The sequence below is a fragment of the Pseudomonas sp. LFS074 genome (assembly GCF_047978165.1).
Lineage (GTDB): Bacteria > Pseudomonadota > Gammaproteobacteria > Pseudomonadales > Pseudomonadaceae > Aquipseudomonas > Aquipseudomonas putida_P.
The window spans coordinates 3,183,899-3,199,865 of the sequence record NZ_JBFPFV010000001.1 but is presented as its reverse complement, the minus strand read 5'-3'; the positions used below and the strand labels follow the sequence as shown (position 1 = coordinate 3,199,865).

Annotated in this window: 10 protein-coding genes; all 10 read right to left on the bottom strand. The window is 63.4% G+C overall.

Going from position 1 to position 15,967, the window contains the following annotated elements; translation table 11 throughout:
* Positions 1 to 22: 22 nt before the first annotated feature.
* From tssM to tssE, 10 genes are read right to left on the bottom strand one after another with little or no spacing between them, the layout of a single operon-like run.
* Positions 23 to 2,518: a type VI secretion system membrane subunit TssM gene (tssM, locus tag ACNQP3_RS14610; RefSeq protein ID WP_012272408.1), complete on the bottom strand. Its 2,496-nt coding sequence runs from the start codon at positions 2,516 to 2,518 to the stop codon at positions 23 to 25.
* Positions 2,515 to 3,423 (bottom strand): type VI secretion system-associated protein TagF, encoded by a 909-nt coding sequence (gene tagF / locus ACNQP3_RS14605; protein WP_060493111.1) that lies wholly within the window; start codon positions 3,421 to 3,423, stop codon positions 2,515 to 2,517. Before tagF ends, tssM begins: the two co-directional genes overlap by 4 nt.
* Positions 3,420 to 7,217, bottom strand: coding sequence for a type VI secretion protein IcmF/TssM N-terminal domain-containing protein (locus ACNQP3_RS14600; protein WP_060493112.1), 3,798 nt, complete (start codon positions 7,215 to 7,217; stop codon positions 3,420 to 3,422). The genes tagF and ACNQP3_RS14600 overlap by 4 nt, the downstream gene beginning before the upstream one ends.
* 30 nt (positions 7,218 to 7,247) lie before the next feature.
* On the bottom strand, positions 7,248 to 7,964 hold the full coding sequence (gene icmH / locus ACNQP3_RS14595) for a type IVB secretion system protein IcmH/DotU (protein WP_012272405.1): 717 nt from the start codon (positions 7,962 to 7,964) through the stop codon (positions 7,248 to 7,250).
* Positions 7,961 to 9,304: a type VI secretion system baseplate subunit TssK gene (gene tssK / locus ACNQP3_RS14590; RefSeq protein WP_060514564.1), complete on the bottom strand. Its 1,344-nt coding sequence runs from the start codon at positions 9,302 to 9,304 to the stop codon at positions 7,961 to 7,963. Before tssK ends, icmH begins: the two co-directional genes overlap by 4 nt.
* On the bottom strand, positions 9,301 to 10,023 hold the full coding sequence (gene tssJ, locus ACNQP3_RS14585; RefSeq protein WP_012272403.1) for a type VI secretion system lipoprotein TssJ: 723 nt from the start codon (positions 10,021 to 10,023) through the stop codon (positions 9,301 to 9,303). The genes tssK and tssJ overlap by 4 nt, the downstream gene beginning before the upstream one ends.
* Before the next feature lie 24 nt (positions 10,024 to 10,047).
* The gene (tssH, locus tag ACNQP3_RS14580) at positions 10,048 to 12,633 is read right to left on the bottom strand and encodes a type VI secretion system ATPase TssH (RefSeq protein ID WP_264316123.1); all 2,586 of its coding nucleotides are present in this window, start codon (positions 12,631 to 12,633) and stop codon (positions 10,048 to 10,050) included.
* Positions 12,630 to 13,700: a type VI secretion system baseplate subunit TssG gene (gene tssG / locus ACNQP3_RS14575; protein ID WP_264316122.1), complete on the bottom strand. Its 1,071-nt coding sequence runs from the start codon at positions 13,698 to 13,700 to the stop codon at positions 12,630 to 12,632. Before tssG ends, tssH begins: the two co-directional genes overlap by 4 nt.
* Positions 13,664 to 15,484: a type VI secretion system baseplate subunit TssF gene (gene tssF / locus ACNQP3_RS14570; protein ID WP_264316121.1), complete on the bottom strand. Its 1,821-nt coding sequence runs from the start codon at positions 15,482 to 15,484 to the stop codon at positions 13,664 to 13,666. The genes tssG and tssF overlap by 37 nt, the downstream gene beginning before the upstream one ends.
* On the bottom strand, positions 15,484 to 15,966 hold the full coding sequence (gene tssE / locus ACNQP3_RS14565; protein ID WP_012272399.1) for a type VI secretion system baseplate subunit TssE: 483 nt from the start codon (positions 15,964 to 15,966) through the stop codon (positions 15,484 to 15,486). The genes tssF and tssE overlap by 1 nt, the downstream gene beginning before the upstream one ends.
* Between the last annotated feature and the right edge of the window lies 1 nt (position 15,967).

Genomic DNA, 15,967 nt, shown 5'->3' with positions numbered 1-15,967 from the left:
CGACCGGTTCTTGCGGCGTGGCTCAGTTCAGCCCACGCACTTCGATTTCCACCCGGCGGTTGGGCTCCAGGCACTTGATCAATTGCGCCCGCGGTTGTTGCATGTCGCAGTTGACCAGTGGTTTGCGGCTGCCTTCGCCTTGCGCGACCACCAGCTCGGCGGGCACGCCCTTGCCGACCAGGTAGGTGCGGATGGTTTGCGCCCGTTGCTTCGAAACCTGCAGGTTGCCCTGGCTGTCGCCGAGCTGGTCGGCGTGGCCAGAGATGACCACCTTGCCGATGTTCGGGGTGTTCAACAGCTTGCTGGCAATCGCGCTCAGTTGGTTCTGGCCTTCGTTCTTCAGGCTCTGGAAGTCGGCGCGGCCAAAGGCGAACAGGGTGTCGGATTCCAGCGTGATGGTCTCGATCGAGCGCAGCGACTGGGCCCGCAGGCTGTCGATGTAGTTGCGTGAGCTGGACATCAGGAAGGCGTTGTCGAGGATGCGTGGCACGTCCGGCTCACGGATCTGGTCGCTGTAGAAGGTGATCTGGCGGCTGGCGTACAGGTAGTCCTGGTCGCCGCTGGCGTCGCTACCGGCTGCGGCCATGCGCTTGCCGGTGTGGCGGGCGATGGCTGGGTACCAGTAGTCCGGTAGGTGCGCCTTGAGGAACGCAGGGTCAGCCTTCTCGCGCATTGCCTGCGAGAGCATCACGTAGGTGTCCAGGGTTGCTTTGCCGAAGTCGGCGATCGACTGAGCGCGGTTATCATGCGGCAGCGCCTCGGCCTCGACACTGTCGACGCCGCTTACCGGCTGCAGCTCGCGGGTGTTGCGTTGGTAGACCTTGAGCGTGGTCAACAGGTACAGGGTACGGGTCAGGTTATCGGCCGTGGGCTTGAGCATCACGTTCTGCAGCGTGGCGAAGTAGCGGCTGCGCAGCAGCGGCTCGACCGCATGGCCCTGGTACAAGCCCAGGCGCATGCCAAGCGGCACGCCCTGCTCGTGGTGTTGCTGATAGTAGTGCGCGGCCCAGAAGCGCAAGCGGTCAAGGCTTCTCCAGGCGGTGTACTGGCCGCTGCCAGCCTGGTCGTCGGCCTTGGCCTGAGCCAGCTCGCCGGCAATGCTGGCCAGGGTGGCGCGGTTGTTCAGGTACGACCAGCCCCACAGGCTGCAGAGCACCAGCGCTGCCAGGCCGGCGGCGCCAACCCAGCCGGCCTTGCGCCGGCGCTCGCGGTGGTTGCTGGTGTACAGCGCCACCAGGTGCTGGTCGGGAATGATGACCTTGCGGAACAGGCTGTTGATGAACAGGGGGGCTGGCTGGCTGCCGGCAGTGCCAGAACCTTCAACCTGCTCGAGTGCGAAGCGTTCGGCCACATGCTGGCCGTGGCTGCCCCACTGGGCCTCGTCGGCTTGCAGCGCAGCGGTGAAATAGAACCCGCGCAGCAACTCTGCATTCTGGTAGGGGTTGGCACGCAACAGGCTGTCGACGAATTGCTGCAGGCGCGGCTTGAGCGCGGCCAGCTCCAGCGGGAAGCGATAGGCCGCGTTGTTCTGCCGAGTGACCTGAATGTCCTGGTGTACCAGTTGTTGGCCAGCCACCTGTCGCCAGTAACTGGCCAGCTCGTCCATCGCGTTGCCAAAGCGCTGGCCCCAGTCGGCCTGCTCGTAACCCTTGTGCGAGAAGGTTTTGCCCATCACTTCACCACGCGCAGCGTCGTCCAGCTGGCGATAGAACGGCGTGAAACCGGGGATCAGATCGCACTTGGTGAAGACCAGATAGATGGGCAGGCGCACTTCGAGCAGTGCGCAGCTTTCCTGGATGCGTTCGCGCAGGCGTTTGGCCACGCGCTCCTGGTCCTCGGCCGAGCCATGCAGGATGTCGGCGATGCTGACGCTGACGATCAAACCGTTGAGCGGGCGGCGCTGGCGGTGCTGGCGCAGCAGTTGCAAGAAGCCACGCCACTTGCCGGCTTCTTCGGGGCTGTTCATGTAGCGCCCGGCGGTGTCCAGCAGCACCGCTTCGGAGCTGAAGAACCAGTCGCAGTTGCGCGTGCCGCCCAGGCCTGCGACCCGTGCGCCTTCGCGCTCGGCGTAGGGGAAGTTCAGGCCCGACTGCAGAATCATCGTGCTCTTGCCCGCGGCCGGCTGGCCGATCACCAGGTACCAGGGCAGGGCATACAGCGCGTCCTTGGCCGAGGCGCCGCGCGCTTTGTTGCTGTGCAGGCGCTCGATGCTCTGCAGCAGGCGCTCGCGCAACAGGCTGACCTCTTCCCGGTCGGCCGGGGTGGCGCTGAGTACGGCCTGGTCGGCGTCGTCGCGCAGCAAGCCTTCGAGGTTGTGGTGCTGGCCAGCACCGCGGTACAGCAACAGTACATAGCCCGCCGACAGCAGCAGAAACGCACCGATACCCGCTAGCAAGCTGTGCAGCGAGGCAAAGCCCAATGCACGGCCGATGGCCCAGACCAGGAAGATCGCCAGGAAGAACGCCACACCCAGCAGGTAGGGTTGGTAGCGCAGGCAGTAGTACTTGATCTTGTTCATACAGGCGTCGCATCCAGTGCATCGACGAACTGGTCGATGACGTGTTCAAGAGGTCGGTCGTAATTGTGCTGCCGTGGTGCGCCTGGTAGCGGGTTGAGCAGCTTCAGGTGCTGATGTGTGTCGGCGCATTCACTGAGCAGGCGGTAGGCGCTGTTGGCGTGGCGCGACGGGAAGCAGTACAGCCGCGGGTGCATGAAATCGTCGACCAGCAGGCTTACCGCCGGCACGTCGGGTTGCCGGCTCATGCGGGTGAGCCAGGTCAGCCAAAGGTCGGCCGTAGGGTTTTTAAGGCCACGTTCGGCCGGCAGCGGCAACTCGATACCGCCTGCAAAATCGCCATGCAGCGCGGCCCGGCTGATCTGCAGGTGGGCCAGGGCGGTGGCGCTGTCGAAATTTGGCCAGGAACCGTGTAGGGCTCGGGCGACATCAGTCAGGCTGTAATCGTGGAGAAACTTGGTGTGCACGCGGCGGAACAGGTCAAGGTCCTGGCCCTGTAGCGGGCGCAAGGCCTTGATCCGCTCGAACAGGCTGGCGCTGCCAGCGCCTTGCACGGCCTGGTGCAGCAATGGCTTGATCTGTGCGCTGAACAGCTCGCCAAGGGTGTACGGGTTGACCTGTGCAGTGCCTGCTTCACCCTTGAGCAACTGGAAGATGAAAAACGGGTAGCGCCGTTGACTGGCATCGCGCGAGCTGAGCAGGCCACCCAGCAGCCAGTTGCCGTTGCGTGCGCGGTAGTTGAAGAAACACACCGGCAGCGCGTCGAACAACGCCTGCCAGTCATCGCAGTGGCGCATGGCCGCCAGCGATGACTGCAACCAGGCGTCGAACTCGCAGACTTCCTCCGCCGCGCCATGCAGGCTGACGAAGTCCGCGCTCGACGGTAGCTTGCCGAAACAACCGATCATTGGCCGCCCCTGTCGTTCAGGGCGCTCAGCGCCTTGACGTCACCCAGGTCGGTCAGCTTGACCCCGCCAAAGTTGCGCACCACAAGGCTCACGCGACCACTGGCGGTGTTCCAGCTGAAGCGTTGCTGAATGCCATCCAGGTCGTCTACGCGGGCGCTTTCGTTCATACGCAGCAAGCCCCAGCGCCCCGGGAAGTCGAACACGGTCACCCGCGCACCGCTCAGGGTCACTACGTCCAGGCGTGCGCCAGGTGCGTTGTTGGTGCCCGGCCAGGCGAAGCGGTTCCAGCTGCTACGGCCGTTGCGGTAGTGCTGCTCCTGGCCGTCGAGGGTGAACACGATGTCGGTGAAGTTGGCCGACGGCTCCAGCATGATCTCGAAGCCGTTGTCACGGTCAGACAGGCTGGCGATCACCTGGCCCACCGAGCTGGCCTTGTCGATGCTGTTGAGCATGCCAGGGTTGACCAGCGCTGGCCCCTTGCTGTCGCCCACACCCAGGCCCTCACCGCCGGCCAGGTTGCCGATTTCGTTACGTTTGAAGGCGGGCAGCAGGCCGCTGTCCGGGTCGACGAAGCGTTGCAGGTCTTTCACCGACGCTTCATTGTTGCTGCCGCCGGCAATCGGGTAACGGTGCGCCATGACCTGTTCCCACGGTTTGGCAATCTGTTGCGCCCAGGCCTTGGCGATCTGCTGGCCGGCCGGGTCACGCAGGGTCGCCCAGGCGTACTGGATGGGCAGGCTGAACAGCCCCTGCAGTGAGCGGGACAAGCCGTCCTGGCTGGTGTCGACGCTGCTCTCCACATAGTTGCGTACGGTGGTGACTTCGCTTGGCTGGCCTTCCAAGGTTTCGCTGATCAGCTGCTTGCTGCTTTTGCCCACATCCTGCGAACGCTGGATGTTGTTCATGCGTACCTTGAGCTTGCGCAAGGCGGCCAGGTAGCGGTCCATGATGGTGCTGTCGGCGCCTTCGGCGTTGTTTTGCGCAAACACTCGCGCCACCGGCTCGAAACGTTTGGCCAGGCTGCCGTCGTCCACCGCCGGCAAGGCCGGGGCGACGCTGGTGGGCAGGGCGTTCTCGGTGTCGAACAAGCCTGTGACCTTGCTCCAGAAACCGTCATCGCGAGCGGCGCCAGGGGCCGGGATCGCGTGCTTGGTCGGCAGGTCCCACTGGGTGTTGTCATTGACCGCCGCCAGCAGGTTTTTCACAGGCGAGTTCTGCACGTCACTGAGCAGGCCCAGTTGCTCGGTGGCCGAGGCCAGGTCGGTGAAGTGGCGCACACCGACGCTGCTGACCATCTTGTACCAGGCCTGGGTGTAGTCGCGCTTGTAGCGGGTCATGAACTCGCGCACGAAGTTGGCTTTTTGCACGAGCGCGTCGCCGCCTTCACCGTCCAGCACCCAGTCCGACTCGTTGCGCAGGTTGCCCGACACCAGCTTGATCAGTTCGGGCTTGACGAAGGTGTCCCAGCCCTGGCGCGTGTAGATTGCTGGCACGCCAGCGGACCCGTACAGCAGCGCACGGCCCGGTTGCGGCACCAGGTCGTTGAGGCTCAACGTCGGGAACTGGCGGCTCGACTCAAGTTGCAGGCGCAGGTATTCACGATCGACCAGCGAGCTGGAGATCATGAATGCCTTGAGGTTCTGCCGGGTCTCGTCGATAAGTTGCTCGTTGCGCGGCAGTGCCGGCGCCTGGCCTTGCTCCAGCAACTGCACGTAAAGCGGTGCGTTTTCTTCGATTACCCCGGCGTCGGCCGGGGCCCCTTCAGCGGCTGCACCTGTCCAGGCCTGGGGCAGGCTGGCAGCGACGAAGGCCGGATCTGGATGTATCTGGGGCTCGGTCAGCAGCAGGTACAGCTTGAGCGTGTTGTAGGCGTCGATGATCGAGGCCACCTGCTGTTCGTCAAGTCGGCCGAGCATTTCTTCGGACAACGACAGGCCACCGGTGGTGGCGGACAGCTCGGCGGCATCGCTGGCGGTGGCCAGGTTGACCTTGGCGGCGTAGCCACCCAGGCGGGTGTTGGCTGCTGTGGCCTTGGCGGCCAAGGCAGGGGCGAGAGGCTTGCCGTTGCGTTTTTTAGGCAGCGGCGCTGGGGTGAACTCCAGTTCCTGGTTGATGCCGTTGGCGAATGTGTTGAACGCGCGCATCTGCACTTGCAGGCTGCGGGTGATCGGCTCAAGCGCCTGGCTGCGCAGTTGCGCCAGGTATGCGGCACTGCTCACCTGATGGACTGCTTCACCGTGGTAAAGGCCAGCAGCCAACGGCAGGGGGACGCCTTGCAGGCGATGGGCTTCGACTACCGCCATCTGTTCGCGCAGCACTTCCAGGCCCTTGCCTGCGGCCAGCAGTTGCTCGCGATCCTGCGCATGTTCGATCTGCGCCAGTTGCCCGCGCAAGCCATCGAGCCACTGCCGGTTGTTGATGAACGACAATGCCTGCCAGCCGATGAACAGGACACCCGTGGCAACGGCCAGGCCCAGTAACAGCGGGCTGAACGTGGCCTGCCGGCCCAGGCGTGACTGGTACAAGGTCAGGTCGCGGTCCGGGAATATCACCTGGCGGAAGGTGTCGGTGATGAAGTAGCTGCGGTTGCCCACGGGTTTGCCAGCACGTTCGGCAGGCTCATCGTAGGCCGCTTGCAAGGCGAACTCGTCGGCGATGACGTCTTCATAGACTTGTCCCAGCTGCTGCCCGGTCTGCAGCGCACTGGTGAAGTACAGGCCACGCAGCAGCAGCGGGGTCCCGCCGCGATGGCCACGCGTGAAGTGGTCGAGGAATTGCTCGAGTACATCGCTGAGTGCGGCGAAGTACTGCGGGAAGTTCAACAGCGCACTGTCGGCCTCGGCGCCGAGGGCGATCATCTGCGCATCGACGTGCTGGCGAACGTGACCCTGCAAGTTCTTCAGGCGCGTCTGCAGCACGGCGTGCAGGCCACTGTTGCGGATTTCCGACAGGCCAAAGGTCATGCCCAGCGGTTGCTGGCGCTCATGCAGGTCGAGGCCGTCGAATGCCTGGCTGAAGCCCGGTAACTGGTCGGTCTTGCTCAGCATCAGGTAGACCGGCGGGTTGGCGTCGAGGCATTCGGCGTATTCTTCTACCCGTGCCACCAGCTGCGCCGCCAGGGCATTGCGCTCATCGCTGTTGGCCGCCAGCAGCTCGGGCAGGCTGACCACCAGCACCAAGCCATTGATCGCCGCCTTGCCGCGTTGCTTGCGCAACATGCGCAGGAAGGCCGAGAACTCACTGGCTGACTGGTCGTCGCGCAAGTAGCGCCCGGCGGTGTCGATCATTACGGCGTCGGGGCTGAAGTACCAGTCACAATGCTGGGTACCGCTTTCACTGTCGTTGGCCGTGGCGATGCTGGCCGACAGACCGGAATGGGTCAGCAGCGAGGTCTTGCCGGCAGCGGACATGCCCACCACCAGGTACCAGGGCAGGTCGGACAGCGCCGCCTTGCCGCCGCCACCGGCTGAGCGATCGGTGCGCAGCATGGCGATGGCGTGCTTCAGGCGCTCGCGCAATACCTGTTGGTCTCGGAACTCACCCGTGGCGTTCCACGAGCGGTCGACTTCGATTTGCAGCAGGTTCTCCAGGTTGTGCTCGGCGCGGATGCGCTGGTACTGGCGCAGCACGATCACCAGCAGGAAGCAGGCACTGATGATGGCCAGCGCTTCAGGTACGTGATGACGCAGCCACGGCACCAGCGGCGCGACCAGCCAGCCAATCAACAGGCTCGCCAGCCACAGCAATGGCAGCAGCACCCAGAAACTCTTCAACAGACGCAGTAATGTTTTCATGTCTTCCTGACTCGGCTACCTGATGTGTGCTCAGGCACTGAACAGCTGGCGGATTTGTTCGGACAGGGCGGCAACGTCCTTGTCCAGCAACCAGTCAAGCGTCAGGTACACGGCGACGCAGACCAGCGCGATCAGCGCCAGATACACCCACAGCGGCACTTCATGGCGCAGCATCTGCGACACCTGGTCGGGCAGTGCCCAGTCCGGTGACAGCGCTTTGGGCGCCTTGCGGTAGCGGGCAATGTCCTGGCCCAGGGTATTGGCCAGGTAACGCAGCTGGTCTTTCTGGCCAAGGCTGAACTTGCCCTCGAAGCCCAGGGCCAGGCACAGGTGGTAGACCTCGAGCACATCGACGTTTTGCTTGGTGTCAGCACGCAGCGCTTGGACTTTTTCGAAGAAACCTTCCCCGGCCAGGTGCACACCGAAATAGCGGAACTGCAACGGCTGCAGCTCAAAATGCCGACGCAGCGCGTTGTCGCCTGAGCGCAGCACGCTTTCATCAAGGAACGCGCACAGCGCGTACTGAGTGTCCTTGACCTGCTCGACGCTGTAGTTGGCCGCGCGGGCATCCCGCTCCAGGTTGGCGAAGAAGCGTTCTACGCTGCCCTCGAAGGCCGGCACCGAGGTGACCTGGCGGCCGCGACGTACGATCAGCGCCATGCTGATGAAGTCCTGGACCAGGTCCTTGAGCGTCGGTTTGTCGTTGGCGGCCGCGACGGCGCCCTGTTGCAGTACGGCTTCGGTCATTTGAGCACCGCCATCAGTTCAAGCTTGAGGTTGGTAAAGGCGCTGGGCGCATAGAAGCAGATGGCCTGGGCATTGATCATTCGCTCATACACAGTGCCGTGCGGCTCGATGGCGAAATACTGGTTATCCAGGCGCACCGGAATCGCGTTCGGTAACCGCGCGGCATGATTGAGGGTGACGCCAGGCATGGCGCTGTTGACCACCACCTCGATGTCTTCCGGCGAGCCGACCTTGAACGCTCGGGGCACCAGTTCCAGCAGGCTGGCACCGGGCATGTCGGCGTGCACGGCAATATAGAAGTCGGCTTCGGCCAGGCGTGGGTCGTGCAGCTGGCCTTGCCAATGGGACGGTTTGGTCTGGGTCAGGTTGATGACGATGCACTGGTTGGGCACCACGTTGTCGAGCATTACGCGGATCATTTCGTCCAGTTTCACCAGCGATGCCGCAGGGTCCTGGTGGTCGTACTCGGGGATGTCGCTGAGCTGGGTGTCCAGGGTGAAGGTCAGGAGCCCGCCGGCCAGGTCGACGAGGAACAGGTACAGGCGCTCCGGGTGCAGGCGCGGATGGGCCAGCAGATGCGCCAATTGCGGGTGGGCACGGTTGACCGTGTTCAACAGCCAGAACAAGGTGACGTCGCTGGAGCCGAACTCGGCGATCTGGTCGGCGCGCTCGCGGCGTCGGCCGGACAGCGCCTTGCTCTTGGCCTGCAGGGCACCGAGCAGGCGTTTGCCGAGGCTGGCGATGGTTTCGTGGCTGCCCAGGTGCAGGGTAGGGTGGACGAAATGCGGGTCGAGGTTGAAGCCGCCCATGCTGTTGCGTGTCAGCTTCGCCAGCGGGCAGTAGCTGTAGCCATCGAGGCTGTCGCCGTCGACCAGCATGACCACGTTCAGGCGCAGGCTGGTGATCTCGTTCTCCAGCTCACCTTCATTAAGGTCGGGCAGGGTGTCGAACTGCTTGCGAAAGCGCCGTGCGGCCTTGTGCTCGTGGCCATCCTCGACGTAATTGAGGCCGAATGGCTCGGGCAGCTTGAGCGCGGCATAAACCTTCAGGTCGTTGGCCTTGAGCAGGTCCTTGAGGTCACGCGCGGCCGGCAGCGGATCGTGCTGCGGAGCGTCGTACAGGCTGCCATCAGGGAACACCAGCTTCAGGCGCTTGAGCTGCAGCGAACCGTTGGCCAGGGCGTCTTCGTCCACCTGCAGCGCCTGTACACCCCAATGGAAAGGAGTACTGCGCAGGGTCGCCTCAGCCAACTGGTGCTGGTGGAACTCGTCCTGGTACTGGAAGTGCTGGGGCAGCAGGAACATGCCTTCCGACCACATCACCCGGCTCTGCTTGCTCATTTGACGCTATCCACTAAAGAGTTGAAGGTTGAATCCATGGCGTTGCTGGCCGACTGGCTGGCGGCGTCGCTGGCTTTTTGGATGACCGCGTCCTGCACCTTGTCGGTGAGCGTCGGGGCGGCATCCTTGGCCTTCTGCGCCGCCGCGAGCTGGTCGGCAGTCGGGGGTTTGTTCAGCACATCCACGCCCCGCATGGCACTGATTTCGGTTTTATCCACCAGTACCCGCAGCCCGTCGGATGAGAACCAGATGCCGTCCTTGCGCAGCGAGTTTGCGTCGAAGGCGACTTTCCAGCGTGCGCCTTGTTCATCACGGAAGAACGCCGCCACGCCGACGTAGCGAGCGCTATTGGCCAGAGGCCACTGGTCGATCTGGCCAATGCCCGGTAGCAGGGTGATCTCGCGGGCTTCCACCAGGGTATTGCCCAGTGCCTTTTCCGGGGTATCCCACAGGGTTTCGGCATCGGTTGCGGCGAAGCGCTCAAGGTCGGTCAGCTGGTACACGCGCATCACCACCGACAGCGGCTTGCCCTCGGTATCGGGGTTGAGCTGGTTGCCGCCGTCGGAGGTCAGGATGACCTTCTCGCTGTCAGCCAGCATGTCGGCCGCCCAGCTGTCCTCCATGCGTTTGCCGATACGGTCGGTGACCCCGCAGCCCGCCAGCGCCAGCAGCAGGGCGGCGGTGGTCAGGCGCTTGAAGGCGATGTGCTTGTGTTGCATGACGGCTAAACCTCCGGGTACTGGTCAGGCCAGGCGATAGGCGAAATCGCCATCGCTGCCCAGTTCGATCACAAGGCGCTCGATCGGTGTGTCCTGGGCCATGCGTTCGAGCACACGCTGGGCGAGCTCGGGCATCAGGGTTTGCGACAGGATGTTGTCGATGTTGCGTGCGCCGCTGTCGACCTCGGTGCAACGGGCGGCGATGGCTTTGACCAGCGCCTCGTCGTAGCCCAACTCGGCCTGGTGGTTGCGGGCGAAGCGCTTGGCGATACGCTCGAGCTTGAGGGCGACGATGCGCTCGAGGATCTGGTCCTGCACCGGGTAGAACGGCACGATGTTCAGGCGGCCGAGAAACGCCGGCTTGAACACTTGGTTGAGCTCGTTGCGCAGGCCTTCGACGATGGCCTCTGGCGTTGGCAGCTCGGTGGCATTCAGGCAGGTTTGCATGATGCGTTCGGTGCCGGTGTTGGAGGTGAGGATGATCACTGTGTTGCGGAAGTTGATCTCGCGGCCTTCACCGTCGTCCAGCACGCCCTTGTCGAAGACCTGGAAAAACAGTTCGAGTACGTCGGGGTGGGCTTTTTCCACCTCGTCCAGCAGCACCACGCTGTAGGGTTTGCGGCGTACCGCCTCGGTCAGCACGCCGCCTTCGCCGTAACCGACGTAGCCGGGGGGCGAGCCTTTGAGGCTCGACACGGTGTGGGCCTCCTGGTACTCGGACATGTTGATGGTGATCAGGTTGCGCTCGCCGCCGTACAGCGTATCGGCCAGGGCCAGGGCAGTTTCGGTCTTGCCGACGCCGCTGGGGCCGAGCAGCAGGAACACGCCGATGGGTTTGTTGGGGTCTTCCATGCGCGCACGGGAAATCTTGATGCGTTTGCCGATTTCCTGCAGGGCATGGTCCTGGCCCAGTACGCGCTCGCCCAGCAGGGCCGGCAGGCGCTGTACGGTATCGATTTCGTCGCGCAGCATCTTGCCCAGCGGGATGCCGGTCCAGCCGCTGATGACCTGGGCAATGGCGCCGCTGTCGACCAGGGCGTGGACCAGTGGCTGGTCACCTTGCACACGGGCCAGTTCGGCGCGCAGGGTATTGAGCTGCTCGGCGTCGGTGTCGTTGGCGGCATCCAGTGCCTTGAGTTGCTCGACCAGTTCCAGCTCCTGTTGCCACTGCGCGATGAGCTGCTGCTCGCGCTGCTGTTCGGTCTGCAACGCGGCCTGCAGCTCGCCTAGGCGACGGGCATGGTCATGGCCTTTGCCCGCTTCGTGGCCAAGAACGGCGATTTCTGCCTGCAGGTTGTCGATCTGCCGACGGCAGTCTTCCAGCAAGCCTGGCTGCGACGACTGCGCCAGGGCGATGCGGGCGCAGGCGGTGTCGAGCACGCTAACGGCTTTGTCGGGCAGCTGGCGGCCGGTGATGTAGCGGTTGGACAGGCGCACCGCTTGTACCAGCGCTTCGTCCATCACCGCCACCTTGTGGTGCTCGCGCATCTTGCCCAGTAGCCCGCGCAGCATGTGAATGGCTTTGTCTTCATCAGGTTCTTCGACCTTTACTACCTGGAAGCGGCGGGCGAGGGCGGCGTCTTTCTCGAAGTACTTCTTGTATTCGGCCCAGGTGGTGGCGGCGATGGTACGCAGTTCGCCACGGGCAAGGGCCGGCTTGAGCAGGTTGGCGGCATCGTTCTGCCCGGCCTGGCCGCCAGAACCGATCAGGGTGTGGGCTTCGTCGATGAACAGGATGACCGGGTGCAGGCTGCGCTTGACCTCTTCGATGACCGCTTTCAGGCGGTTTTCGAACTCGCCCTTTACCCCGGCGCCCGCCTGCAGCAGGCCCAGGTCAAGGGTGTGCAGGGCCACATCCTTGAGCACCGCTGGTACATCGCCCTGGGCGATTCTCAGGGCCAGGCCCTCGACCACGGCGGTTTTGCCGACCCCGGCTTCACCGGTGAGAATCGGGTTGTTTTGCCGGCGACGGGTGAGGATGTCGACCATTTGCCGCACTTCGAACTCGCGGCCCAAGACTGGGTCAATGCGGCCTTCGCGGGCACTTTGGGTAAGGTTGACGGTGTACTGGTCCAGCGCTGGGGTCTTGCCCCCAGCTTTAGTGCTGCTGGCGACTGGCGCCGCGGGGCTGGCCTGCCGCGACTCGGCGCTACCTTCGACCAGTGCGGCAAGGTTCAGGCGCAGGTCATTGGCATTGATCTTTTCCAGCTCCGGTGCCGAAGCCATCACCACTCGGCGCAGTTCGGCATCATCAAGCAGGGCTTGCAGCAAGTGGCCGCTGCGTACTTGGCCAACGCCATACTCGATCGATGCCAGCAACCAGGCCTGCTCGATCATGCGGGTGATGTGCGGCGACAGCGCTGGGGTACGGGTATTGCCTTTCTTGAAGGTGCCCAGGGCGGTGACCAGTTGCGCCTGCAGGCGCTCGGTGACGACCTCATAGTGGCGCAGGATCGGTGCCAGGTCATTGTCACTGCTGTCGAGCAGTTGCAGCAGCAGGTGCTCAACCTCGACATCGTAGTGATGCTCCGACAGGCACAGGGCCGCCGCGCTTTCGGTGGCCGTGCGGCTGGTTTCGTTTAGCTTGGCGAACAGAGACTTCAGGTTCACAAGGCGACCCCATCGTAAGGAATGTGGAAAACGGCGCAACGCGAAGGCTCCGCGTCACGGCCAGGGCGTTTGAGCCAGCCCATCCAGCCCAAGGCGACATTGCCTTTGCGGCCGAGCTGGGCGCGTGGCACTGCCTCGCGCTTGAGGCGCGGGGCGATTTCGAAGTCCAGCCCGGCACCTATATAGAAGCGCACCAACTCGACCAGCTTGCGATAGCACTCGGTGCCCGGCTGAAAACGCTGGTAATCGGCCAGGCTCAGTGGGCTCAGCTCGATGCGAATGCACGATTGGTAATCCCAGGTTCGCTTGCCCGCTACGGCGCTTTGGCCGAGCTGGGCGTTGCGCCGCCCAAGCTGGGTGCGCTGTTCAGGCGGCAGGTGCAACCAACGACCGGCGAACTGCTTGACGTGGATCGGCAACGAGAAATAGAAGCCGAGCATCCGTTCGAGGTTCAGCGCATTGCGCGGCTTCTGGCTGAGCAGGCCGGCAAAATAGCTGAACAGCTCACGACGCAATACTGACGGTTGTTCTTCGAACTTCAGTTTTTGCGCGCGCGGCCCGAAGCCCGCCAGGTTGAGCAGGTAGCCATCGAAACCCGAGGTGCCATTGCGCTCGTGCTCGATATGGAACTTGTATTTTTGCCAGGCCTCGTAGAACAGCGTGGTCATACGGTGCGAGAAGATGTCGAGAAACGCATGGGCGGCATCGTCGCGGTATTGCACATGGCGCTCGAGCAGCAACTCGGTATACGGGCGCGGCAGCACGCCCGACGGCCCGACCAGGCCCATGAAGGTAACCTGCACTTCCGACAGTGGCAGGCCAGCCGGCGATAGCTTGCCTTCGCGCTCAAAGTGCAGGTCGCTGACCTCGCTGGCCGGAAATGCCAGCGACAACTGGGTGCGGAAACGCAGCGGGTCTTCATGGGGCCGGGTTGCCAGGTCCATGCGACCGGTGCGGCTGTAGTGCAGGCGGAGCAGGCGCACCAATTGAAAGAATTCGAATCGGTGCGGCTCGGCTCGGGCCTGATCGATCAGACCAGGGGCTGATCGCCAGTGCGTGCTGGCCATTGGACGACTCTCTTTTCTCGTTGTTGGGTACGCAGGGTCAGTTGGGTGAAGCTGTTCATCGAGCAGTACTGGCCGAAGAAGTGGTCCAGCACCATGCCGAACAGGAACACGCCGCTGCCGGTGTATTGGTGCTCGTCGAGGGTGAGGGTAATGCCTACGCCCCGCACAAAATTCGGCCGCGGATGGCCGATGCGCGCAACCACTGGCTCGCTGCTGATGGCCTTGATGCCATTGATCTGTTTGCGGATGGCCGACACGTTGCGGTAGTTGTAGAGCGACAGCAGTTCCAGCAGCACTTCGCGGCCTTGGCTGACCAGCGACATATGGTTCAGCGACAGGTGCGCGATCAGCCGCCAGATCAAGCCTTTTCCCAAGGGCACGCGCACGGTGGCAGTGGGCTTGCGCAGGCAGCGGATGTCCTTGATTACCGAGTTGGCGGGAATGTTGAAATCGCCACGCTCGCCACCGAACGGCAGCATCAGCGGCACATCGCGGTTGCTGCAGGTGAGGCCGATGCTGAGGGTGTCGCTGCTGGCGCCGATCAGCTCCAGGTCACGGTCGACCACGCGGATGCTCATGGCCGTGGCGTCACCCTGATTGCGCCGACGGGCGACCCAGAAGCTGCTGTGCGGGTCCTGTTCGCCACGGGGCTCGAAAAACGGCAGGCAGGTGGTGACCTGGTCGATGCCGCCAAGTTTGCGCACCCGGCGCACGCGGTCGATCGACACCACTTCGGCAGCGTTGTGCAGCCGGGTATCAGGCGTGACCGGGTACTCGTGCTGGGTGTGGGTCAGCTTGATCGGCTCGGCCTGCTGGCGGAACAGATTGATGATTGGCGTGCAGTTGAGCTTGAAATTGTTGCGCCCGATGTTCTGCGTCAGCCGCGCCAGGCGCTCGCTGAGGTCGTAGTCGGAAAAATAGAAATTGATCTCGACCTGCTCGATAGCCTTGCCTTGCAGGATGCGTGCAAAACCACTGAGGTCGAAGAACATGAATTTGTCGGGGAAGGTGAAATACTCGTGCAGCAGCCGGTAGCCCAGGAACGAGCGCTCGGAGTAATCCACCAGGCCTTCGTCACGGGTAAAACCCACGGCATTTAGCGCACCGGCTGGCAGCGCGACTTCACGGCTGCGGCCCTCGTCGTGGAAGCTCAGGGTGGCCTTGGCCAGGTTGTTGAACAGCAACTCATATAGATGCAGCATCAGCGTGGCTTCGCCGTCGAGGAAAAACCGCAGGCGGTCCATTTCCATCTGCCCGAACAGGGCATCACCTGTGGCGGTCAGGCGGATACGCAGGCGTGCGACCAGGTCGGCGCTGTGGCCGTTGAATGCCGAGCGTTCCATTTCGGCGAACGAGGCCTGCTGCACGGCAATCGGCCACAGCTCTACGGGGTAACAGGTGCGGAACTTGCACACCACGCCCTCGACGGCATTGGCATGCATTTCGGTATGGCGCGCCACGTGGTATGCCTCGGTGACTTTCTCATGCCTGCCCAGGCTCAACTCGGCAATCGACATGGACGGGGTCGGGCGCAGGTAATGCGGGTACAGCACCTCGAGGAAGGATTCGACGATTTCCGGGAACTCGTCATCGAGCTTCTTGTGCACCCGCGCAGAAAGGAACGAGAACGCCTCGATCAGGCGCTCGGTATGCGGGTCCTCGCAGTTGTCGCCCTCGATCAGCAAACGAGAAGCGATTTTCGGGTACTGCGCAGCAAACTCCTGGCCGAGGAAGCGCAGGTGCGACAGTTCCTTTTCGTAGTAGGGCAGCAGTTCGTCGAGCATCAGTTGAGGTTCTGCACTTTGTATTCCTGGGTGTTGACCTGCAGCACGGCGTCGAACGACACCTGGCGGCTGATGTCCTGCAGACGCAACACGGCGTCCACGCGGAAGGTCAACATGCGGTGGCCGTCCTGCTGGGCCAAGAGCTGCACACGGACCCGGCGAAAGCGCCGGTCGCCGGTGCTTATCGCACGCTCCAGTTGCTGCTGAATAAGGCGACGATCGTGTGGGTCGAGCACGCTGCGGCTGATGAAGTCAGGCATGCCGTATTCAAGGATGGAACCACCGAGTTGGCTGAAACCGTCGAGCGCCTCGGCGACCAGCGATTGGCGGGTATTCACCAGCACTTCCAGGTCGCGGACGATGCTGGCCTTGTACTCGGCCAGCGAGCAGGTACGCTGCGCGGCCGGCTCGGCCGACTGATAGGGACGGTCGTCCAGCAGTCGGTCGAGCAGCGAGGGCAGCAGGCGGGCCTGGTTACTCATG

Coding starts and splice junctions, on each gene's coding strand:
- tssM (WP_012272408.1), bottom strand. CDS start 2,518: ATGAACAAGATCAAGTACTACTGCCTGCGCTACCAACCCTACCTGCTG.
- tssK (WP_060514564.1), bottom strand. CDS start 9,304: ATGAGCAAGCAGAGCCGGGTGATGTGGTCGGAAGGCATGTTCCTGCTG.
- ACNQP3_RS14600 (WP_060493112.1), bottom strand. CDS start 7,217: ATGAAAACATTACTGCGTCTGTTGAAGAGTTTCTGGGTGCTGCTGCCA.
- tssE (WP_012272399.1), bottom strand. CDS start 15,966: ATGAGTAACCAGGCCCGCCTGCTGCCCTCGCTGCTCGACCGACTGCTG.
- tssJ (WP_012272403.1), bottom strand. CDS start 10,023: ATGCAACACAAGCACATCGCCTTCAAGCGCCTGACCACCGCCGCCCTG.
- tssG (WP_264316122.1), bottom strand. CDS start 13,700: ATGGCCAGCACGCACTGGCGATCAGCCCCTGGTCTGATCGATCAGGCC.
- tagF (WP_060493111.1), bottom strand. CDS start 3,423: ATGATCGGTTGTTTCGGCAAGCTACCGTCGAGCGCGGACTTCGTCAGC.
- tssF (WP_264316121.1), bottom strand. CDS start 15,484: ATGCTCGACGAACTGCTGCCCTACTACGAAAAGGAACTGTCGCACCTG.
- icmH (WP_012272405.1), bottom strand. CDS start 7,964: ATGACCGAAGCCGTACTGCAACAGGGCGCCGTCGCGGCCGCCAACGAC.